Source organism: Paenibacillus sp. VMFN-D1 (assembly GCF_003386155.1).
GTDB lineage: Bacteria > Bacillota > Bacilli > Paenibacillales > Paenibacillaceae > Paenibacillus_AQ > Paenibacillus_AQ favisporus.
Genome location: NZ_QRDU01000002.1, coordinates 1,005,745 through 1,028,498 on the forward strand (window position 1 = coordinate 1,005,745; position 22,754 = coordinate 1,028,498).

General features: G+C 54.6%; 14 protein-coding genes. 13 read left to right on the forward strand and 1 reads right to left on the reverse strand.

Annotated features, from left to right (window positions below; all coding sequences use genetic code 11):
• Nucleotides 1-114 precede the first annotated feature (114 nt).
• From C7820_RS20140 to C7820_RS20180, 9 genes are all read left to right on the forward strand, one after another.
• Nucleotides 115-1,746, forward strand: coding sequence for an extracellular solute-binding protein (locus C7820_RS20140; protein ID WP_181909142.1), 1,632 nt, complete (start codon nucleotides 115-117; stop codon nucleotides 1,744-1,746).
• A gap of 18 nt (nucleotides 1,747-1,764) precedes the next feature.
• Complete coding sequence (locus C7820_RS20145; protein WP_258875307.1) at nucleotides 1,765-3,528, forward strand: sensor histidine kinase; 1,764 nt, start codon at nucleotides 1,765-1,767, stop codon at nucleotides 3,526-3,528.
• The gene (locus C7820_RS20150) at nucleotides 3,506-5,137 is read left to right on the forward strand and encodes a response regulator transcription factor (RefSeq protein ID WP_116232501.1); all 1,632 of its coding nucleotides are present in this window, start codon (nucleotides 3,506-3,508) and stop codon (nucleotides 5,135-5,137) included. The genes C7820_RS20145 and C7820_RS20150 overlap by 23 nt, the downstream gene beginning before the upstream one ends.
• Before the next feature lie 132 nt (nucleotides 5,138-5,269).
• Nucleotides 5,270-6,703: a glycoside hydrolase family 43 protein gene (locus C7820_RS20155; protein WP_258875308.1), complete on the forward strand. Its 1,434-nt coding sequence runs from the start codon at nucleotides 5,270-5,272 to the stop codon at nucleotides 6,701-6,703.
• Nucleotides 6,704-6,928: 225 nt separating this feature from the next.
• A complete protein-coding gene (locus C7820_RS20160) occupies nucleotides 6,929-7,660 on the forward strand; it encodes an ABC transporter ATP-binding protein (protein ID WP_258875309.1) in 732 nt (243 codons plus the stop codon).
• Nucleotides 7,614-8,681, forward strand: a complete 1,068-nt coding sequence (locus tag C7820_RS20165) for an efflux RND transporter periplasmic adaptor subunit (protein WP_116232504.1) — start codon at nucleotides 7,614-7,616, stop codon at nucleotides 8,679-8,681. Before C7820_RS20160 ends, C7820_RS20165 begins: the two co-directional genes overlap by 47 nt.
• Before the next feature lie 43 nt (nucleotides 8,682-8,724).
• A complete protein-coding gene (locus tag C7820_RS20170) occupies nucleotides 8,725-11,607 on the forward strand; it encodes an ABC transporter permease (protein WP_258875311.1) in 2,883 nt (960 codons plus the stop codon).
• Nucleotides 11,608-11,610: 3 nt separating this feature from the next.
• Nucleotides 11,611-12,504 (forward strand): ABC transporter ATP-binding protein, encoded by an 894-nt coding sequence (locus tag C7820_RS20175; RefSeq protein WP_076169193.1) that lies wholly within the window; start codon nucleotides 11,611-11,613, stop codon nucleotides 12,502-12,504.
• Nucleotides 12,505-12,609: 105 nt separating this feature from the next.
• Entirely contained in the window at nucleotides 12,610-15,345 is a 2,736-nt protein-coding gene (locus C7820_RS20180; protein WP_116232505.1) for an endo-1,4-beta-xylanase, read from the forward strand.
• A 127-nt stretch (nucleotides 15,346-15,472) separates the two neighbouring features.
• Here the strand turns inward: C7820_RS20180 and C7820_RS20185 are convergent, their stop codons facing one another.
• Nucleotides 15,473-16,243: a helix-turn-helix domain-containing protein gene (locus C7820_RS20185; RefSeq protein WP_116232506.1), complete on the reverse strand. Its 771-nt coding sequence runs from the start codon at nucleotides 16,241-16,243 to the stop codon at nucleotides 15,473-15,475.
• 276 nt (nucleotides 16,244-16,519) lie between these two features.
• Here C7820_RS20185 and C7820_RS20190 point away from each other — a divergent pair, with 276 nt between their 5' ends.
• From C7820_RS20190 to C7820_RS20205, 4 genes are all read left to right on the forward strand, one after another.
• Complete coding sequence (locus tag C7820_RS20190) at nucleotides 16,520-17,914, forward strand: ABC transporter substrate-binding protein (RefSeq protein WP_116232507.1); 1,395 nt, start codon at nucleotides 16,520-16,522, stop codon at nucleotides 17,912-17,914.
• 94 nt (nucleotides 17,915-18,008) lie between these two features.
• Nucleotides 18,009-20,891, forward strand: coding sequence for an extracellular solute-binding protein (locus tag C7820_RS20195; protein WP_116232508.1), 2,883 nt, complete (start codon nucleotides 18,009-18,011; stop codon nucleotides 20,889-20,891).
• A gap of 12 nt (nucleotides 20,892-20,903) precedes the next feature.
• Nucleotides 20,904-21,863, forward strand: coding sequence for a carbohydrate ABC transporter permease (locus C7820_RS20200; protein WP_116232509.1), 960 nt, complete (start codon nucleotides 20,904-20,906; stop codon nucleotides 21,861-21,863).
• A 13-nt stretch (nucleotides 21,864-21,876) separates the two neighbouring features.
• Nucleotides 21,877-22,740, forward strand: coding sequence for a carbohydrate ABC transporter permease (locus tag C7820_RS20205; protein ID WP_116232695.1), 864 nt, complete (start codon nucleotides 21,877-21,879; stop codon nucleotides 22,738-22,740).
• The last annotated feature ends 14 nt before the right edge of the window (nucleotides 22,741-22,754 follow it).

Genomic DNA, 22,754 nt, shown 5'->3' on the forward strand with positions numbered 1-22,754 from the left:
GCGTACGCCATCAAGATAATAGTCTTGATACGCTTTAATGAATCTAATCGAAATGGGGTTGGCGCATTGCGTATTCCCAAATGGAGTGTAGTTGGTCTAGTCCTGACGGTCACGATGCCCTTGTCCATGCTGGCGTCGTGCGACCGGGTCGGGGTGTCTGACGGTGAGGAGGTAACAGGGAAGACCGATGGTCAGTACATCTACTCGGAACCCGGCCTGGAGAAGTATGATCCCCCGATTGAGCTCACTTTCGTGCGGGAGACGAGCGATGATTTGGACAACCTGATCAAAACGTTTCCGGGAGAAACGCTGGAAGATAACCGGTGGACCCGGCTGTATGAGCAAGTTCTGGGCATCCGGATCAAGTATGATTGGACAGCCAAAGGCACCCTCTATAACCAGAAGCTGGGCGTTGCGCTTGCCTCGGGAAACCTGCCTGATGTCGTGAGAGTCGATGCAGATCAGCTGCGTCAGCTGAGCAATGCAGGCCTGATTCAGGATTTGACCGAAGCCTATGAGAAATATGCGGCGCCGTTCACGAAGGAAATTTTGGGCCAGGAGGGGACCGGGCCGTTTGAAGCGGCCACGGTAGACGGTAAATTGATGGGAATTCCCGAGACAAGCTCATCGATCGAGGGAGCACAGTATATTTGGATCCGGACGGATTGGCTGGACCGTCTCGGATTACAGCCGCCACAAACGATGAATGACGTCCTGAACATTTCGAAAGCGTTTACAGAAAATGACCCCGACCGAAACGGAAAAAATGATACTTTGGGGCTCCCGGTGACCCAATATTTGTGGGATCCCGTGATGGGCTTGTCGGCATTTATGGCCGGTTACGACGCCTTCCCTAATATATGGATTCGCGATCCATCCGGCAAGCTCGTATACGGAGCCGTTCAACCTGAAGTCAAGACTGCGCTGAAAGTCCTTCAGGACATGTATCGGAACGGAGAAATTGACGAGGAATTTATGTTTAAAGACGGCATCAAGGCCAAAGCAGAGCTTATCGCAGGTAAATACGGGATGATGTACGGCGAACAGTGGGGATCGTTTGTCGTACAGGGCAATCATGAGCAGGATCCGGAAGCCAGATGGCAGGCTTTTCCCATTGTTTCGGCCACAGGGAAACCGGCGAAAGTGCCGCTCCGCTTCGCTACCCATCAATTTCTTGCCGTCCGTAAGGGAGTCCAGCATCCCGAGGCCATCGTAAAGCTGTTCAATTTGCATCTGGAAAAGAACTGGGGAGCGACGGCCGAGTACGAAATCTATTACAGCACCCCATATCCGGCTTGGCAGCTTTCTCCGGTTACTCCGTATCCTGCACTGAAGAATCTGGACGCCTACTACCAAATTGAAGAGGCACGCCGAACCGGAAACCCTAATGTGCTTAAGGATGAGGCAAGGTCGATTCAAAAGAACATCGAGGCTTATCTGACCCGTGGCAATCCGTCCGGCTGGGGCTGGGAACGAACCTATGGCCCGTCGGGAGCGTTTTCCATCCTTGACCGGTATAAAAGGAACAACCAGTTATTGTATGAGAGCTTTGTAGGTGCGCCAACCGATACGATGATCGAAAAACAATCGATTCTCGACTCTCTGACGATGGATACGTTCACCAACATTATCCTCGGGCATCCCATCGATGAATTTGACCGTTTCGTCGAGGAATGGCATCGTCTGGGCGGTGATAAAATGACAGCCGAAGTCAATGAATGGTACTCGAACAAACAGAAAGATTAGTGCATCGGAGGCGTTGTTTTGATTAGGATTCCTGTGAATTCATTGCGTCATACCATCCTGGCCAGGCTCGTTCTGATGTATCTGGTGGTGATCCTCCCGATTATTCTGCTCGGCGTATACCTGTACAATTGGAGCTATACCAACGCAAGCGAAGAAATATCAAGAAATTCACTGGCACAGCTATCGTCCTATCTCGAGGGGCTGAACCGGGAAATCGAATGGCTTGAAATTCAGCAGTTCGACATTTTGCAGGAAAGCGAGCTCCATAAAATTGCCGTCACCTGGGGGATGATGGACAGCGCCGAGAAAAGGTCCAGCGTAAATTACTTGCTCCACCGTCTGACTTCCATAAAAAACAGCAGCCCGTACATCAAAGATATTTATGTCCATATTCATTCGATCGGTAAAACGATTTCGGCCAGCAATGCCGTCCGTACGCTGGACCAGCAAAGATATGATGAAATACGCTCCATCGGAGAACGAAGCGGCGCCCGGCTGATGCGGCAGGGGGATTCGCTTCAGCTTACCGCCTCGAAGTTTGGCGGGAACAATGTGAAGGATCCGCTGTATCTCGTTCAAATCGAATTGGATAACGACAAGCTGAAGGACTCATTGAAACCGCTCGGCGTGTATCCCGGAAGCGGCTCGATTCTGATCGCGAGGGAAGCTGGATTCACATTGTCCAGCACCGGCACGCCGCCAGAACTGCTGGAGGATTTTATAAAGGCGTCCAAGGGTGTGGACGACAGTACGATGCTGCTCGATATCGGGAGAAGGGAGTACCATTTCAATATCGCCAATTCTGACAAGCTGGCCCTCTCGCTCGTTTCGTACTTACCGGAGGGAACGGTCAAGAGACCGCTGATCAAATTCAACCTGTGGGCATGGGTGTTTGCGGTAACTTCGGTTTTTGCCATTATCGTATATGCCTATTCCACGTACCGTTACGTTCATCGTCCGCTGCTCTCGCTCGTCCAAAGCTTTCGCAGGATGGAAGGCGGGACCCTTGATATTCCGATCCAACATGAGCAGAAGGATGAGTTCGGCTATTTGTATGACCGGTTTAATCAGATGCTCGTCAAGCTGCAGACCTTGATCGATCAAGATTTCAAACAAAAACTCATGATGCAGAAGGCGGAACTGAAGCAGCTGCAGTCGCAAATCAAACCGCATTTTCTGTATAACAGCTTCTTTATCCTGAACTCGCTGGCCAAGACGGGCGATACGGACCGGATCGAGCTGTTTACGATCATGCTCGGCGAGTATTACCGGTTCATCGCCCGCAACGGCGAGGACCATGCCACGCTGTCGGAAGAAATCAAGCATGCGAGAATGTACACGGAAATCCAGCAGCTCCGCTTCTCCCGGCGCATTCGTGTCCAGTTCGACGAATTGCCAGTGGACATGCAGCGCATCAAGGTGCCGAGGTTGATCGTCCAACCGTTGATCGAGAACGCCTATGAGCACAGTCTGGAGAGCATGCCGAATGAAGGGTTTCTCCGCGTTACGTTTGAGCGAACCGGCTCCGAATGCGTCATCAAGGTGGAGGATAACGGGAACAGCATCGACGATGCCGGGCTCGAAGCCCTCCAGCATCGGGTAACAGGTCCTGCCGAATCCCACGAAATGACCGGGATAATCAACATCCATCGGCGGATCCTGCTTACTTACGGCGAGGGCAGCGGACTGTTCTTGTCCAGAAGCAGCCTGGGCGGGCTTCAGGCCGCCATTCGTATCAAGATCAGGGAGGAGAACGGGGATGTACAGACTGCTAATCGTTGACGATGAAGATATCATTACGGACGGACTGTATGAAGTGTTCAACCGCTATCAACCGGAGCGGCTCGATGTGTGCAAAGCCTATTCCGCCAAGGAAGCGCTGGATTGGATGTCGCGCACGAGAATCGACATCGTCTTGACCGATATAGCCATGCCCGGCATGAGCGGGCTGGAATTATCCGAGGAAATCCGGAAGTACTGGCCCAGATGCAGAGTCGTGTTCTTGACCGGCCACAGTGAATTCGAATATGCGTACCGCGCGATCCAAATGACAAATGCCCGTTATGTGCTGAAGACGGAAGGGTACGCCAAGGTGACCGACACCGTGCAGGATGTCTTGGACGATATAGAACGCGCGCATCACGACAGTCTGCTGCTGGAACAGTCCCGCGAGCAGCTGCTGGCGTTCCAATTCATGGCGCAGGGCGATTATATGAGGCACCTTCTTCAGAACAGCCGTGTATTGAGCGAGGATACAGACATATTGGCTCGCGAGTTCAGCAAGCTTGGCATCGGCCTCGATCCCGCCCAGCCCGTCGTGCTCGTCCTTGGCCGCATCTCGTATCCGGAGGGCAGGACGTATACGGAAAGATGCGAAATCCTGTCGTCCGTCAGAAGGATATGGGATAACTACTTTTCGGGCCGTGCCCGGAGTATGGGGATCACCGACAAGCATGGCGACGCCTTTTGGTTTCTGCAGCCGTCTGAACCGGCCGAGGGCGGGACCGACAGCCATTTCATCCGGTTCGTGGAGGGGACCTTGGAGCTGGTTCAGGAATCCTGCATCGGTTCTCTTGGATTGAGCATCGGATTGGCGCTGAGCAGCGAAGCATGCAGGTGGGAAAGCTTGACGCGCCAATACGAAAGGCTGCGGGAGCTGCAGCAGTTAAGGAGCGGCAGCGGGGGAGCCATCATTGTACGCGACGGCTTCGAGCCGCTCGATGGATTGGACTGCAAAGCGAGCTTTGCGGACAGTCAGACAGCGGAGGTGCTGAGGGCTTTTCTGGAGTCGGGGAGACACGATGAATTTATCCAAGCGCTTAAGGAGGTAACGGCCAGTGCACTGAAGATGAGCTGTAAGGTTCAGTTAACGATCGAGACGTATTATACGATTGCGCTGATGCTGCATTCCTGCATAGGCCGTATGGGAATGCACGGGCATATCGGCGATACCGGAAAATTGATGCGGCTGAACGATCATCCCTCAATGGAGGAGGCCTTCGGTTATTTGAAACGCGTCGCGGAATCCATTTTCCTAAGCAAACAAACGCAAGAGAGGGACAGGGCCTCGCTGATTGTCGACCGGATCTGCCAGTACATCGAAGAGCACTTGAGTGAGGATTTGTCCCTGGTGCGCCTGGCGGAAATCCATTATTTCAATCCCTCGTATTTGTCGCGGTTCTTCAAGCAGGAGAAAGGAATCAACTTATCCGATTTTATCGACAAGTGCCGGGTGAAGAAAGCCAAGGAAATGCTGCGGGACAACGATTTGAAAGTGCGCGAGGTGGGATTATCCGTCGGTTACGAGGCGGCCCATTCGTTCACCCGTTTTTTCAAAAAAGCAGCGGGGCTCACGCCGCAGGAATACCGGGATACACTTTCTTTGAATTGAACCTCTGGAAACTAGAGTTTGGCGGGTGATCCGGACGGATCAGACAGGTTGTTCCCGCTGAACGCAAGCCTTACTCTTTTTAAGAGAGTTTGGTTATACCAAAAAATGCTGAATACGGGAGTTGACACAAAAATGAATGAACTCGTTCATGCACCGATCGGCAAGCTGCCGCGAAACGGAAATCCGCTTGTCGCCCATAAATTTGGAGCAGACCCTTATGTACTGGTGTTCGACGGGCGCGTATACCTCTACAATACAGATGATGTATTAGAGTATGACGAGCAAGGAGCGGTCAAGGACAACAGCTATAGCACCATCAACCGCATATCGGTAATTTCATCGGATGATCTGGCGAACTGGACGGACCATGGCGCCATTCAAGTGGCAGGTCCGGATGGAGCAGCCAAATGGGCGACGCAATCCTGGGCCCCTGCGGCGGCTCACAAAAGAATAGACGGCAAAGACCGCTTCTTCCTGTACTTTGCCAACAACGCCAGCGGCATCGGTGTGCTGACGAGCGACAGTCCGACCGGCCCATGGATCGATCCGATCGGCAGGCCGCTTATCGCAAGGGACACGCCTGGCGTTCAAGGCGTCGTATGGCTCTTCGATCCGGCCGTGCTGGTGGACGATGACGGCAAAGGCTATATTTACTTTGGCGGGGGCGTGCCGGAAGGCCAGGATGAGAATCCCGGGACCGCTCGGATGATGCGGCTGGGTGACGATATGATCAGCGTGATCGGCGAAGCCGAGCCGATCCCGGCTCCGTTCATGTTCGAGGATGCCGGCATTCATAAGGAAGGCGGCCAATATTACTATACGTATTGCTCCAACTTCTACAATGGCGTTCGGCCGGAGGGAAGTCCTCCGGCAGGGGAGATTGCTTATATGACCAGCAACGGCCCCATGGGGCCGTGGAGGTACCAGGGATCGATCCTTAAAAATCCCGGCCATTTTTTCGGTGTCAGCGGCAACAACCACCATGCCATGTTCCAGTTTCATGGTGATTGGTATATCGCTTATCACGCCCAGACCTTGTCGAAGGCCATGGGCGTGGTGAAGGGGTATCGGTCGACCCACCTTAACCGGGTGATCTTGGACGAAGATGGTGCGATTCAATCCATTGAAGCGGACATGGCCGGCGTTAAGCAGATCAAGCCGCTGAATCCATATGACCGCATTGGAGCGGAGACGATCGCTTGGTGCGCAGGCGTGAATGTACGTAAGCTTCAGACGGATGGACTGGAACAGGCCGAAGACCTCATGGTTTTAACAGACATTCATCATGGGGACTGGACCGCCGTGTCCGGCGTTGATTTCGGCGCCGGGGCCTCAGCGTTTTCAGCGTCTGTATCGTGCGCGAATGATGGGGGAGTCATCGAGCTCCGCCTGGACAGTCCTGAAGGCAAATCGATCGGTACGCTTCAAGTGTCTTCGACCGGCGGATTGTGGAGCGAAATGGCGACGCCTGTCAGCGGTGCGGAGGGCGTGCATGATTTGTTCCTGATCTTCAAAGGGAAGCCGGATATCGAGCTGTTCCAGATCGACTATTGGCAATTTCGATAATGTGCCGGTAATGAATATGTGAGAGGTAAGGTCGTTGTAAGAAATGCCGTCCGTTTCATCGGGCGGCATTTTTTTGCAAACATGCAGCCGCAGAGCTTGCAGCCTGCACATATCTACATTTTCTCAGGTAAACGAACGGGAAACGGCGGGTACTTCCCCCTGAATGGAAGCGCTACAATGAGGTTGGTGAAGGCGATTCGGGTCAGAACAAAGGGGCGAGTAACAGTGAACGGTAAGGAAACGGAGACGAAGGATACGGGCGGCGGACCGATTCTGCAGGCAAGCGGGATCACACGGATTTTTGGCAGGGGGAATACCGCCGTTACCGCTTTGGAAAATATCCATCTGAACATTCCGCCTGGAACGATCGTGGCTCTGAGAGGGCGCTCGGGTTCCGGAAAGACCACGCTATTGAACATTCTCAGCGCATTAGACGATCCGACGGAGGGACAGGTGTATTTCAAAGGGAGGGAAATCACCGGTTTATCCGGCTCCGAACGCAGCCAGATCCGGCGCAAGGAGATTGGCCTCGTATTCCAGTCGTATGGCTTGATTCCGCTGATGTCGGCTTACGAAAATGTTGAATTCGGGCTGCGTATCGCGGGACTGAAGGGTAACCGGGAGGTGGTGGAGCATGCGCTTGACCGCGTCGGCATGCGGGAGCGGATGAAGCATCGGCCGTCCGAACTGTCGGGCGGCGAGCAGCAGCGCGTAGCCATTGCCCGTGCCATCGTGCACCAGCCTGAGCTGTTGATTGCGGATGAGCCGACCGCCGAACTGGACAGCCGGATGGGGCTGCAGGTCGTCCGCATTTTTCGCGAGCTGGTAAAAGAATCGGGGATGACGGTCGTTCTCACGACGCATGACCCCGGGATGATGGAGCTTGTCGATCACGTTATCGCATTGGAGGATGGAAATATTGTATCGCAGACAACGAACGAATCTCCCCTTATCTAAAATAGACCGGCGTCTGCGGCGAATAGCCGCGCTTCTGACGGCGCTGATGCTGCTCTCGGGCTGTTCGCTCCTTCCGGTCGAACCGGAAACGCTGCAGCCGCCCTTGGTCGAGCCGGCCAAAGAACAGTTTAACCTCGTGCAGGCCAGCCGCGGGAAGATTCAGACCTTCCTGAAGGGGACGGCTTATTTTGTGTCGGCCCAATCCGAAGCGCTGTCCTTCAAGGAGATGGGCGGAAGGCTCAAATCGATTCCGGTGACGGTGGGCCAGGAAGTGAAGGCGGGCGATTTGCTGGCCGAGCTGGAGACGGGCGACCTCGATTTTCAGGTGCGTCTGCAGCAGCTGAATGTAGAGCGCGCACAGCTGCTGTACAAACAGGCACGCGATGCCGACGCAGGCGCCGTCGACCTGCGGCTCAAGGAAATCGACCTGGAGCGCGAGCGGATGTCGCTGCAGGAGATGAAGGCCAAGCTTGGCCAATCACGCTTGTACGCTCCCGTCTCGGGAACGGTGACGTTTGTCGAGAAGCTCAATGCGGGAGACAACGTGAACGCTTATCAAGCGATCGTCACGGTCTCCGACCCGTCCAAAGTGCAGCTGACTTATGTTGCAGCAGACAGCAAGGATCTGAACCCGGTCAAAGCCGGCATGCCTGTGAGTCTCAAGTATAAAGGCAAGGACTATAAGGGAAAGGTCCTTCAAGCCCCTTCGGATTTGCCGGCAGCCGCCGACAGTTCGAAGGCCGAGAAGAACGGGGTAACGATCTTCATGAGCATGGACAACGCTCCGGGAGACGTCAAGGTCGGCGACAGCGCCGAGCTGACGATCGAGCTTCAGAAGCGGGATAACGCCATCATTGTACCCCGCTCGGCAATCCGCTCCTATATGGGGCGTTCCTATGTTCAAATCGCCGAAGGAGAACGCCGCAAGGAGGTTGACATCGAGATCGGATTGACGACGCCGACGGAAGTCGAGATTGTCAAAGGACTTGAGGAAGGCCAGAAGGTCATTCTGAACAATTAACCGAAGAGCTATGGCCCGGGCCGACCGGGCATTTAGGGATGGGGTGTATGTATTGGCTTTGTGGACGATGATCCTGCGCAAGATGGCCAACAACAAGTGGCTGCAGCTGAATTTGTGGATCGGCCTTACCGTATGCGTGGCCCTGTTCAGCTCCATGCCGCTCTACTCGCAGGCCATTTTGCAGCGGACATTACTGAAGGAGCTGCAGTCCGTGCAGACCGGGAACGGCGTGTATCCGGGCTTTCTCCGAATAAGTACGACGGTCTCCGCATCATCCATGGACGCAAAGACGAAGGAAGCCATCGGAAGCGCCGACCGATTCGTGAAGACGATTCCGGAGCGCATGGGGCTGGATGCTCTGTCGTTCTATCAGCAGCGGTTCACGCCGAAGATGAAGGTATACGGCGCCGATGCTTCGGCTCAAGAGAAGCAATCGCAAAAGACGTTAGGAAGCTTTATGTCGCTGTCTGATCTGGAGAAGCGGGTCCGGCTGATCGAGGGGCGGATGCCTGCGGATCGTTCGGACGGGATCATCGAGGCGCTGGTCACGCAGAAGTTTCAGCTGGCGACCAAGCGGAAGCTTGGTGAAGAACTGACCGTAGAGCCGCAGGATGGCGGAAGTACCCGCTTTCGGGTCATCCCGGTCGGCATCGTAGAGACGAATCCGGAGGCGGACCGGTATTTGCCGTTTCTGACCACGGAGAACGAGGACGGATTCCTGATCCCCTTCCAGCAGTTCGAGCGAGAATTTACGCAAGGCGGCAAAGCCAGGGTCTCCAACATGGAATGGCGGCTCGCGCTCAATTACGAACAGCTGTCGCTGGGCAAGGTCGATGCGTTCACCCAGGCGGACCGGGAGGTCCGGCGTTATTTCAAAGGCAAGCTTGGGGTAGCCGAAATCAAAATTCCGGCGAGCCCGACCATCGCATCGTACCAGGGCAAACAGGAGAAGCTCGATACGGTGACGCTTTCGCTGTATACCCCTGTCATGCTGATGCTGGCATTTTATTTATATATGACCGCCAATCTGATCATTGACCGGCAAAAAACGGAAATTTCCGTGCTCCGCAGCCGGGGAGCAAGCCGGCTGCAGATCATGGCTGCCTACCTGCTGGAGAGCCTGCTGCTCGGGCTGAGCGCGCTGGCGGCCGGGCCGTTTCTCGGCGTATGGTTTACCAAACTGCTTGGCGCCTCCAATGGGTTTCTGGAGTTCGTGCAGCGCTCCGCGCTGAAGGTCAGCATGACGAGCAGCGCCTATCAAGTGGCTGCAGCCGCTGTGGCGGGAGCGATCATCCTGATCCTCATTCCGGCCTTCCTCGCAACGCGGGTCAGCATCGTAAGCCACAAGCAGCAGACGGCGCGCCTCACCCGGCTGTCGATCTGGCACAGGACAGGTTTGGATCTTGTTCTTATCTGCCTGGCAGCTTACCTGCTGTACAATTTCAACCAGCGCCAGGAGGATCTGCGGAGGCTTGCGCTGGGATCTGCCGACCTGCAGGTCGATCCGCTCCTGTTCCTGACCCCGGCTCTTTTCGCGCTTGGAGGCGGCCTGCTGGTGCTGCGGGTATACCCCTGGTTCGTCCGGCTCGTTTATTGGCTGGGCCGAAACGGATGGCCGCCTGCGCTGTATCATACGCTCGTTCAGATCAGCCGCTCGTCCGGGCAGTATTTGACCATTCAGGTGTTCCTGATCATGACGGTGGCGACGGGCCTGTTCAGTGCAAACGCGGCCAGGACGATCAACGACAACATGGACAGCAAGGTTCGGTATGCCGTCGGCACGGACATTGCGCTGACGACAAAGTGGGAAAGCGATGCGCCTCCACCTGTATCCCCCGGGGCGGGAGGGCAGCCTCAGTCTGAGCAGGCAACGACAACGGTGCAGAAACGGGTTCAGTATACGGAGCCGCCCTTCGAGCCCTTTGAGGAGCTGGACGGCGTGCAAGCGACAGCAAAGGTGTTCAAGAAGCAGGAGGCCAGATTCAGTGCCGTCGGTAATGAAAAGTCCGGCAAAACGGCTCTCTTTGGCATCGACACGAAGGATTTCGGCAGTACCGCTTGGATGAAGGAGGGGCTGCTGCAGTATCCGATCAACAGCTACCTGAATCTGATCGCCCCGAATCCGGAGGCCGTGCTCATTTCGCGGTCGCTCGCGGAGGATGCCAAACTGAAGCCCGGCGATCCGATCCGGGTTTACTGGGACAGCCTGGACGGGGCGACGTTCACGGTGTACGGCATCATCGATTATTGGCCCAGCTGGAGCCCGCTGCCGTCCGATCAGGGAAGCGGAAAACCCGAGCAGCCCCATCTCGTTGTCGGACATCTGGGCACGATTCAGAACAGGCTGGCCGTCGAGCCGTATGAAGTATGGCTGAAGCTGGCGGACGGCACGAACAGCGAACAAATCTACAGGGAGCTGCAGGAGAAGAAGCTGCAGGTGACGAGCCTGCGGGACGCGACGCAGGAGCTGGTCCAGTCCAGGAACGATCCGTTCCGTTTGGCGATGAACGGCGTAATGACGCTCGGTTTTTCCATTTCGATGCTGGTCAGCTTCATCGGTTTCCTGCTGTTCTGGGTGCTGACCTTGTCCGGCCGGACGCTTCAATACGGGGTTCTGCGGGCCATGGGCATCTCTTTCCCACAAATGATCGGCATGCTCGTCAGCGAACAGCTGCTCACGTCGGGGGCCGCGGTCCTCATCGGCGTGTTCATCGGCAACGTCACGAGCATGAAATTCGTGCCCCTGTTCGAAATGTCGTATGCGTCCAAAGAACAGGTCCCTCCATTCACGATTACATATCAGCTTAGCGATTATTTGCAGCTGTACGGCATTATCGGATTCACGCTGGCGGCCGGGCTGCTCATTCTGGGGTACCGGCTGACACGAATCCGCATCGCACAGGCGCTGAAGCTCGGGGAGGAATAGAGCATGATTCAATGCGAAGGGCTCGTCAAAATCTATAAAACGGCGGATTTGGAAGTCGTCGCCCTTCAGGGCCTGGACCTTCAGGTGGAGAACGGTGAATTCATGGCGATCATCGGCAATTCCGGCAGCGGCAAATCGACGCTGCTCAACATGCTGGGCGGCCTCGACAAACCTTCGGCCGGCAAGCTGTTCGTAGACGGCAAGGACCTGCTCGCGTTCAGCGAGCGCGACCTGGTGCAATATAAACGGGAGTCGGTCGGGTTCGTCTGGCAAAATAACGCGCGCAACCTGATTCCCTATTTGACCGCGATCGAAAATGTCGAACTGCCGATCCTCCTGCGGGGCCGAAGACGCCGGGCCCGTGCGCTCGAGCTCCTGGAAGCGGTCGGCCTGAGCCACAGGGTGAAGAACAAGCTCAGCGAATTGTCCGGCGGTGAGCAGCAGCGGGTGGCTATCGCCATCGCGCTGGCGAACGAACCGCGGCTGCTGCTGGCCGATGAGCCAACCGGATCGCTCGATACGGGCACATCGAATCAGGTTCTCGATTTGTTCCGGACGTTGAATCGGTCGATCGGCATTACGATTGTGATCGTGACTCATGATCCGGAGTTGGCACGCAAGGTCGACCGGGTTGTTCAGATCCGCGACGGCAAGACGTCGGCCGAGATGATCCGCAGGATCTCTTATTCCGATGTGCTGACGCAAATGGACGCCGACACCGCCCGGCGGGAAGCCGAGAGCCATATCGAGTATGCGGTGCTCGACAAGGCTGGCCGGCTGCAAATTCCTGCCGGGTATCTCGACACGGGGAGCTTCAAGGACAGCAACAAGGTGCGCGTCGAACTTGAAGACGGGCGCATCGTTCTGTACCCGGCAAACGAAAGGCAGACGGTCTGAACTTAACCTGGTTTTATTTATGGAATAAAGTGATCCATAACATGGCCATGGAACGCCGTTAAGCGGCGGTTTAATGGAATAGATGACATGAGGAGAGGTGGATTCATGAAAAAGCATCGAATCAAACGTTCTATCCTGCTGATGCTCGCGCTTGTTCTCGTACTGACCCCTTTATCGCTCGGCACACGCCCGGGTCTGGCCCGTGCTGAGCAGGAGCCGGCCGGCCTGCTATCTGAAGGCCGCATGGGAACAGCCGGAACGAGCGATGCGGCATCAAGCGTTCCGGTAAGCATCTCAAAAGATTTTGAGGACGGGACGCTTCAAGGCTGGTACGGGCGGGGCGGCAGCGAAGTCCTGACGGTTTCCCCGAATGCAGCCCATACGGGATCTTACGGGTTGCAGGTCACCGGTAGAACCCAGGGCTGGAACGGCCCGCAGCTCGACGTGACGCCAATCATGGAAACGGGAAAGACGTACCATTTATCGGCTTGGATCAAGCTGCCTGCCGGAACGGCAAGCTCGCCGGTATCGATTGTGGTCCAACGCACGACGGACGGCGCCAATGCCTATGAACTCGTCAAATCGGTCCAGGCGAGCGACAGCGGATGGGTCAAGCTCAGCGGAGAATATACCTTGCAGCACCCGATTGAAAGCCTGGCCGTCTATATCGAATCCTTTGATGTTCCGACGCTTGATTTTTACGTGGACGATGTCGTGATTGAGCGCGCTCCGGATCCGGTTCCGATCGAGATTCAGAAGGACATTCCGAGCCTGAAGGACGTGTTTGCCGGCCAATTCAAGCTGGGGACGGCTGTGCTGGTCAATGAAATCCAGAATCCGAACAGCCCTGATGCGGAGCTGGTCCGGAAGCATTTCAACAGCCTGACGGCCGGCAACGAGCTGAAATGGGACGCCACCGAGCCCGCGGAGGGTCAATTCAATTTTACAGCAGCCGATAAAATCGTAAGCTTTGCTGTGGATAACGGGATCGCCATGCGGGGCCACACGCTCATCTGGCATTCCCAAACACCGAAATGGGTGTTTTACGACAGCAACGGCAACCTCGCCAGCAAGGAGCTGCTATATGCGCGGATGAAAAAGCATATCGATACCGTCGTTGGCCGGTACAAGGGAAAAATTTACGCTTGGGACGTTGTAAACGAGGTCATTGAGCCCGGTGATCAGAAGCCGGGGGGCCTCCGCAACAGCTTATGGTATCAAATTGCAGGCGAGGAGTTCATTGAAAAGGCGTTCATTTATGCACATGAGGCCGATCCGGACGCCAAGCTGTTCATTAACGACTACAACACGAATGATCCCGTGAAACGGCAGTTTCTGCATGATCTGATTAAGCGTTTGAAGGCCAAGGGGATTCCGGTTGACGGTGTCGGCCACCAGACGCATATCGGGATCGAATATCCCCGGGTGCAGGAATTAGATGATATGATACAGGCGTTCCGGGATCTTGACATCGATCAGCAAATCACCGAAATGGACATGAGCATCTATACGAATGACACGGAGGCCTATGAGACGTTCCCAACCGAGCTGCAAATCAAGCAGGCCAACCGCTACAGGGAGATCTTCGACGTTTTCAGGAAGCATTCGGATCAGCTCAGCGCCGTCATATTCTGGGGCAAGGATGACCTGAACACCTGGCTGCGCACGTTCCCGGTCGTTCGCAACAATTGGCCGCTGCTGTTCGATGAACGGCTGCAAGCCAAATACGCATACTGGGCGCTCGTCGATCCGGCGAAGGTTCCGGTTGAAACGAAGCGCACGAAAGCCCTGGAGGCCAGCGTGAAGATTGACGGCCAGGCGGAAGCGGTATGGAATGTGGCGCAGGCGGTACCGATCCAGACAGGCGGCAAAGCGGCAGCCACATATAAGACATTATGGGACGCAGGACATCTGTACCTATGGGTCGATGTCGATGATGCCACAGTCAACGGCAATGATTCCGTCGAAGTGTACATTGACGGCAATAACGGCAAAACGAATGCTTATGAAGCGGACGACAAAAAGTATACGTTTCGGCGCAGCGGCGCGAATCCGCATAAACCGGCCGAGTATAACGTGGTGAAAACGGAGAAGGGATACCGGATCGAAGCCTCGATCCCGGTTGACGGTGCGCAAACCGGAAAGGAAATCGGCTTTGACGTCCGCATTCGCGACCGGTCCGGTTCAGCGGAAGAGTTGGCGTCCTGGAACGATATTCATCACAGGCAGGATACGGATACGTCCGGGTTTGGCGTATTGACGATGGTGGAAGGTCCGCGAACCGCCAAGGCTGTTAAAGGAACGGCGGTCATCGACGGAGACATCGATGACATTTGGAACAAGGCCGAGCAGATCGTAACCGACCGCTGGGTCAGCGGATCTTCGGGCTCAACGGCCAAAGTCCGGACGCTCTGGGACGATCACCGTCTGTACGTGCTGGCCGAGGTGACCGACTCTCTGGTGACCAAGCGGAGCGCCAATGCGTGGGAGCAGGATTCGGTCGAAATCTTCATCGATCAGAACAACGCACGAGCCGCTTCTTATGACAGCGACGACGGGCAGTATCGTGTGAACTTCGATAACGAGCCGTCGGTTAGCCCCGGATCGCTCATCGCCAATTTGACATCCGCCGCAAAGCGGACCCCTACCGGCTACATTATTGAGGCCGCTGTCGATTGGGTCGGAACACCTCCTGAGACAGGCAGCCTCATCGGGTTTGACGTACAGGTCAATAATGATGGGAATGACGACGGGGTTCGCGACAGCGTGGCGATCTGGAATGATACGTCGGACAGAACGTGGCAAAACCTGTCTAACATCGGACTGTTAACATTGGAATAACCCCAGCGAGTGGGGGAACGAATAAAGGCCGCTCCCGGATAAACAACCGGGAAGCGGCCTTTGGTTTAAGGGATCAGGTGGTCAGGCTTCATCGAATGTACGCCATGTACGACAAAGTATGCTTAAATCAAGCCGTTATGATCAGGGTCTTTCTATATTTGTTAGCGCTTACACCGGTATACGTTTTGAACTTCTTATAGAACCAGTCCATCTCGGTATAACCGACTTCATTAGCGATTTCATACACCTTCATGTCGGTATTTTCCAGCAGGAACTTTGCCTTCTCCATGCGCTGCTGAAGCAGATATTCCTTGAAGGTCATCTTCTCTTCAACTTTGAATTTCTGGCCGAGGTAAGAATAGTTGAAGTGAAATACATGGGAGATTTCCTTCAGCGTGATGTTCTGATGCAGGGCCTCTTCCACATACGCCTTCACCTTGTCGATGATACCGGCCGAAGAGATGGCGGAGGCAGTTTCCTGAACGGTTCCTGCCCATGGGACCGGTTGATGTGCGGAATACGGCGCTTCATCCATTTCCCGCTTCACGGTCATCAGGCTAGCCGCGAATTCCTCCGGCGATACGGGGTCGGGCAGGTAGTCGTTCACCTGATAATACAAAGCCTTCCGGGCAAGCTGAAACTCATTGCGCCCGCCGATCAGAACGATCGGGACACGGCTTTTCTCCCGGATGCGGCCGCAGAGCTGAAGTCCTTCTTCCTCCGAGGCTCTCATGCTGATCAGCACCAGCTGATGATCCTGGGCGGATAGCATCGACATCGCCTCGCCAGCTGCAGCGGCATGGCACTCCAATTCAAATTCCGCTTGGTGTCTGTCCAGCATACGCTTTATCCATTCCTTCGCATGATGATCGGGATCAACAAGCAGCACCTTATACACGATATTCCCCCCTGTTTCTTTTTCGTAATCATTGGCTCCGGTGAAGCTGCTTATCTCTCATTATGAAAAAGAACCCGGTACCCAAACAATGTGCTTTTCTTTATATTGCTATCCGTTGTTTACTTATTGGCCATTTGTAATGTAAGGGGTTACAAGCAATCTATATTTTGACGGGTAGAATATCTAACTTACCACAGGTTGTTGCCCTTTCAATGTAAGCGCTACACTTTGAATGTAATTGGGATGCAAATCACTTTAACGGGGGGGATTAGAGGAATGCGTATGGGAAAAATGATGCTGCTGCTCTGCACACTGTTACTTGTGCTTTCGGCGTGCAGCAGCGGCGGCTCCAAAAGCGGGTCAAGCGCCGGTACGGCGGAGACGAGTACGGAGACGAATACCGAGACGGCAGCAACCAACACCGACAATAAAGGTGCGGAAGAGAAGGATGCAGAGCAAACGTACAAGACGCCTGACATGGATTTCGACATGGGCGGAAGAACGATCAAGGTCGTATCGTGGTGGGATATGACGATTCCGGAGGATAACCCGGATAACATCCAGCGCAAAAAAAATCTGGAGGAGCTGGAGAAGAAGCATAACTTCAAAATGGAATACGTCGCGATCGATTACGGCGAATACCAGCAAAAAGTGACGGCTTCCCTGTTGGCCGGCGAACCGCTTGGCGACATCGTCAGATTGGGCAAAACCTACACGATTCCGGCACTTGTGAAACAGGACTTGTTGTGGCCCGTCGATGAGTATACGAAAAATCCGGTAGCCTTTAACCAAAGTGTGACCAATCAATACATGCAATATAACGGAAGGGGTTACGGATTCTCGGAAGGACAGGGCAACAATGTCATGGGTATTTTCTACAACCGGACGCTCATGAGCAAGCTTGGCTTGAAGTCACTTCAAGATTATGTCAATGAAGACAGCTGGAATTGGGATACGTTTTTACAAGTGGCCAAAGAAGCCAACAAGGATACGAACAATGACGGCAAGCTTGATTCCTGGGGGCTCGCTAACCCGGCGCCGCTCGAATTTGCGTTGGCTTCCAACGAAACGAGCTTGACGAAGGATAACAAGCAAAACCTGGAAGATCCGAAAACGACCGAAGCGCTTAATTTTATATCCAAGATTGCGACCGAAAAAGTGGCCAGACCAACGGAAGGCGGCGACTGGACGGAGCCGGGCCAATTTTTCCGCCAAGGCAACACGTTGATGTACACGGGAGCGCTCTACGAACTTAGCGGTTTCAAGAAGGATATGCCTGACGCGGATATCGGATTTGTGCCATTCCCTAAAGGGCCTAGTGCAAGCTCGTACCACTCTTACGAAGGTCTCTATCAATCCTTGTTCATTCCTAAGGCTGTAAAGGATCCGGATAAGCTGCTCTATATTTGGGAGAAAATCAACGACATCGATTCGATGTATGACTATCCGGACCAGGCTTCCTATGAAACCTCGTTCACGGACGAAAACGACATTAACAATGCGAAGGAAGTCGCCGCCAATTTGATTGTTCTCGACCACTTCACATTCCCTAACCTGAAGTTCTATGATTTCCTCGGAGAAATCACCAGCGGAACCTCGGTGTCTACGGTGGTGGAAAAGTACAAAGCGCCGTTCCAGGCAGCCATTGATGAGGTCTACGGATCGAAATAATTTCACATGTTGAAGCAGCAGTCCCTATTAGAAATTTATTTCTAACGGGGACTGTTATTGACATGACATGTCTCTTGCCTCAGGAGGGAGAAGCGTGAACAACCGAAAGAAGAGCTACGTCGCTGTCCTGCTCGTCCTTGCCATATTAGTGTCCATTTGGGCATTCTACCCTTCCGGTTCATCCGAAGTGCGGAGCGTTCAAGCCATGGCCGATTTTGCGGCTGTTACGGGATCGGGCGGCGATGACGGCGGCTACGATGCATATGTGAAAGCCCATTCGGCTGCTAAGCGCCCGGATCAGGTTATCCGGATCGAGGGCGAGAGCTTTACCCAAACCGACGGGCCGGGATTCGAGGTTGTCCATCCGTCAGGGGAAACCGCCGTCCTCACGCCGGAGTCGGGTTCCATCAGCTGGAACGTGCCCATCGAACAAGCGGGCCTGTACAACATCCGAATCCGGTATTTGCCGGTAGAAGGTAAAAGTTCCGCGATCGAACGCGGGTTGACGATCAATCAACAGCTGCCCTTTAAGGGCGCCGACCTGGTTACGTTTGACCGGGTCTGGGGCAACCGGGACGACAAGATCGGTCGCGATGACAGAGGGAACGATCTGCGTCCGAGTCAGGTAGAGAAGCCGATCTGGCAGGTCGAATCCGTCACCGACCGCAGCGGTTATTATGACGAACCCTATTTGTTCTATTTTGACAAAGGCAATCAAAGCGTGACCTTGACGGCATTGCGTGAGCCTATGGCCATCGATTATATCGAGCTGTACCAGGAAGAAGCATTAAAGACATACGCAGAAATCAAGAGCGATTATTCAACCGAAGGGCTGCAGCCGGTCAAAGACCAATACACCCTGATTCAGGCAGAGGATGCGGTGTATAAGTCCTCTCCGACCTTGTACCCGGTTTCTGACAGATCGAGCCCGACGGTTATTCCATACGATGTGTCCAAAATTCGGATCAACACGATCGGAGGGCTGAACTGGAAGCTGCCCGGACAATGGATCGAGTGGGAATTCGAAGCGCCGGAGGACGGCTTGTACCAGATCGCTTTAAAAGAGAAGCAGGATCAGCTGCGCGGCGTCTTCGCCACGCGAAGCCTGACGATTGACGGAAAAGTTCCGTTCAAGGAGATGAAGCGGATCCCTTTTGAATTCAGCAGGGACTGGAGCATGTACGTCTTGGGAGAGGATGAGCCGTATTTGTTCCACTTGACCCAAGGCAAGCACCGGATTCGCATGACGGTTTCCCTTGGCGAGCTGGCCCCGCTGATCCAGACGATCGAGTCGAGCGTGCTGCAGCTGAACGAAATGTACCGCAAAATTTTGATGATCACGTCCAATTCGCCCGATCCGTACCGGGACTACCAATTGGAGAAGCGGATCCCAGAAATGGCGGAGGTATTCCGCAAACAAGCCGAAACGATCCAAAGCGTGGCCGATTACCTGGAACAAGCGACAGGCGAACAGAGCGACAAGGTGGCCATTTTGCACACAATGGTCAAGCAGCTTCAAGAGATGGCCAAGCGGCCGGATACGGTTGCGAACCGTTTGGAGGCCTTCAAGACCAACGTCGGCGGCCTGGGTACGTGGATTCTGACCGTCCGGGAACAGCCGCTTACGCTGGATTATTTGGTCGTTTCCTCACCGGATCACAAGCTGCCGAAAGCGGATGCGTCGTTTCTGCAAGTGGTGAAGCATGAAGCCGGGGCGCTCACCGCTTCTTATACCGAGGATTACGACAGCATCGGCAATACCGGCAAGCAGAAGCGGTCGACGACCGTTTGGATTACGACGGGGCGGGATCAGGCCCAGGTGTTGAAAAACCTGATCGATGATTCGTTTACCCCGAAATCGGACATTTCGGTCAATCTGAAGCTCGTACCCGCCAACATCCTTCTGCCCGCGACGCTCGCCGGGGAAGGGCCGGACGTGGCCATGCAGATCGGCGAAGACGTGCCCGTGAACTATGCCATGCGGGGGGCGGCTGCCGATTTGTCGAAATTTGCCGATTATAACGAAGTCGCATCACGCTTCCGCGACAGCGGATTGGTGCCTTACGAATATGACGGGGGCGTCTATGCGCTGCCGGAGCAGCAGTCGTTCCCGATGCTCTTTTACCGCAAGGATATCCTGAAGGAGCTTAACCTGGAGCCGCCCCAAACATGGCAGGATATTTACAACATGATTTCGGTTCTGCAGAAACACAACATGGAATTTTATCTGCCGATCGAGGCTGCCAACGCGAGCCTGGTGCCGAACCCGACGTTCTCCATGCTGCTGTACCAGAACGGCGGCGAATTCTACCGGGACGGCGGCAGAAAGAGCGCGCTGGATTCCGAAATCTCCATGGATGCCTTCAAGAAATGGACGCAGTTCTATACGAGCTACAAGTTCCCGCTGCTGGCCGACTTTCCGAACCGGTTCCGGACCGGCGAAATGCCGATCGGCATCGCGGATTATACGACATACAACATGCTGACCGTCCTGGCGCCGGAGATCAAGGGGCTCTGGGAATTTACCATGGTGCCCGGCACGGAGAGGAACGGCACGATCCATCATGAAGTGGCGAGCCACACGACCGGCGTGATGATGCTCGAGGGCGCGCGGGATCAAGAGGCGGCTTGGGAGTTCATGAAATGGTGGACGGATAAGGATACCCAAATCGCATACGGCCGCGAGATGGAAGGGCTGATGGGCGAAGCTGCCCGTTATCCGACAGCTAACGTCGAGGCGCTCGAGGAGCTGCCTTGGCCGGTCAAAGACTATCGCAATCTGGAGAATCAGTGGAAATGGGTCCGGGGAATCCCGCAGGTTCCGGGCGGCTATTTTACCGGCCGGCATCTGGACAACGCATTCCGCAAAGTCGTCAACGCCAGCGAGAATCCCCGTGAGGCTTTGTCGGATTACCTCTTGTACATCAATGACGAAATTGCGGTCAAGCGGAAGGAATTCAATTTACCTGAACAGTAAGGGGGGAATCGGATGCAAGCCGAAACAACCAGCCCGTCCGCCGTATCGAGCCTCGTGCAGCCGAAAAAGCAGTCGCGGCTGGCCAACGTCTGGAGAGAGCTGAAGAAAAACAAGCATTATTACATCCTCATGAGTCCGTACATGCTGATCTTTTTTGCCTTTACGGTGGTTCCGGTCGTTTTCTCGATCGTTCTCAGCTTCTTTTATTTCAATATGCTGGAATTCCCCCGGTTTGTCGGGTGGCAGAACTACTCCAGATTGTTTTTGAATGATGACGTCTTTATGATCGCTTTGAAAAATACGCTGCTGTTTGCGGTCATTTGCGGACCGATCAGCTACCTTGCCTGCTTTCTGTTTGCATGGATAATCAATGAGCTGTCCCCGAAGGTCCGCGCGTTGATGACGCTTGTGTTCTATGCGCCGTCGATTTCCGGCAACGTTTTCTTTATTTGGCTCATTATTTTTTCAGGCGACAGATACGGCTATTTGAACGGCTTTTTAATTAAATTCGGCTTTATGCTGGAACCGATTCAATGGCTGACGAACGAGAAGTACATTTTGCCGATCATCATGATCGTCCAGCTGTGGCTCAGCCTGGGTACCAGCTTCCTGGCTTTTATTGCGGGCCTGCAGACGATCGACAAATCCCTGATTGAAGCCGGAGCGATCGACGGCGTCCGCAACCGCTGGCAGGAACTGTGGTTCATTACGCTGCCGTCCATGAGGCCGCAGTTGATGTTCGGCGCGGTTATGCAGATCACCAGCTCGTTTGCGGTGGCCGATATCTCGGTGGCGCTCGCCGGTTTTCCCAGCGTCAACTACGCGGGGCATACGATCGTCACGCACTTGATGGATTACGGAACGATCCGCTTTGAAATGGGGTATGCGTCCGCGATTGCGACGGTGCTGTTCGCCATGATGCTCGGTGCCAACAAATTGACGCAGCGATTGCTCAGAAAGGTAGGGGAGTGATTTGGTGACGAGAATGATGGCCGCCTTTCGCATGCCGAGAAGGCTGAACCGCTCTTTTACCGTCAGCTTTATGCTGTTCGCGTTCCTGGCCGTATTCGGCGCATTCATGGCGCTGCCGCTGATCTACGCCGTTAATAATGCTTTTAAACCGCTGAACGAACTGTTCCTGTTTCCGCCGCGCTTCTTCGTGAACAATCCGACGATGGACAACTTTTACGATCTGGTGGCGTTAATGGGAAATTCCTGGGTTCCGCTGTCCCGGTATATCGTGAACACGTTCTTTATTACGATTGTAGGGACCGTCGGCCATATCCTTCTGTCTTCTGCCGCGGCCTATCCGCTGGCAAAATACCGTTTTCCCGGGTCCAGGATCCTGTTCTCGATCGTCGTCATGTCCTTGATGTTTTCCGGGCATGTTACGGCGATTCCCAACTATATGGTGATGTCGTGGCTCGGCTGGATCAATACGCACGCATCGATTATCGTCCCGTCGCTTGCGTTCCCGCTAGGCTTATTCCTGATGAAGCAGTTCATGGAGCAGATTCCGGATGCCCTGCTGGAAGCGGCCAAAATCGACGGGGCGAACGAATACCGGATTTATTGGACGATCGTCATGCCCAACGTGAAGCCTGCTTGGCTAACGCTGATGATTTTGCAGTTTCCGATGCTGTGGGGCTCGGACGGGGGCAATTTCATTTACAGTGAGAACCTCAAGACGCTTCACTATGCCTTAGGCCAAATCACCGCGGGCGGGATTGCCCGGGCCGGCGTGGGAGCTGCCGTCGCGCTGATTCTGATGGTCGTGCCGATTACACTCTTTATCATTTCGCAGAGCAACGTCCTTCAGACGATGGCGACTTCCGGAATGAAAGAATAGAGGGGAGACTAGCA

Coding starts and splice junctions, on each gene's coding strand:
- C7820_RS20205 (WP_116232695.1), top strand. CDS start 21,877: ATGATGGCCGCCTTTCGCATGCCGAGAAGGCTGAACCGCTCTTTTACC.
- C7820_RS20190 (WP_116232507.1), top strand. CDS start 16,520: ATGCGTATGGGAAAAATGATGCTGCTGCTCTGCACACTGTTACTTGTG.
- C7820_RS20175 (WP_076169193.1), top strand. CDS start 11,611: ATGATTCAATGCGAAGGGCTCGTCAAAATCTATAAAACGGCGGATTTG.
- C7820_RS20150 (WP_116232501.1), top strand. CDS start 3,506: ATGTACAGACTGCTAATCGTTGACGATGAAGATATCATTACGGACGGA.
- C7820_RS20155 (WP_258875308.1), top strand. CDS start 5,270: ATGAATGAACTCGTTCATGCACCGATCGGCAAGCTGCCGCGAAACGGA.
- C7820_RS20180 (WP_116232505.1), top strand. CDS start 12,610: ATGAAAAAGCATCGAATCAAACGTTCTATCCTGCTGATGCTCGCGCTT.
- C7820_RS20165 (WP_116232504.1), top strand. CDS start 7,614: ATGGAAATATTGTATCGCAGACAACGAACGAATCTCCCCTTATCTAAA.
- C7820_RS20140 (WP_181909142.1), top strand. CDS start 115: ATGCCCTTGTCCATGCTGGCGTCGTGCGACCGGGTCGGGGTGTCTGAC.
- C7820_RS20200 (WP_116232509.1), top strand. CDS start 20,904: ATGCAAGCCGAAACAACCAGCCCGTCCGCCGTATCGAGCCTCGTGCAG.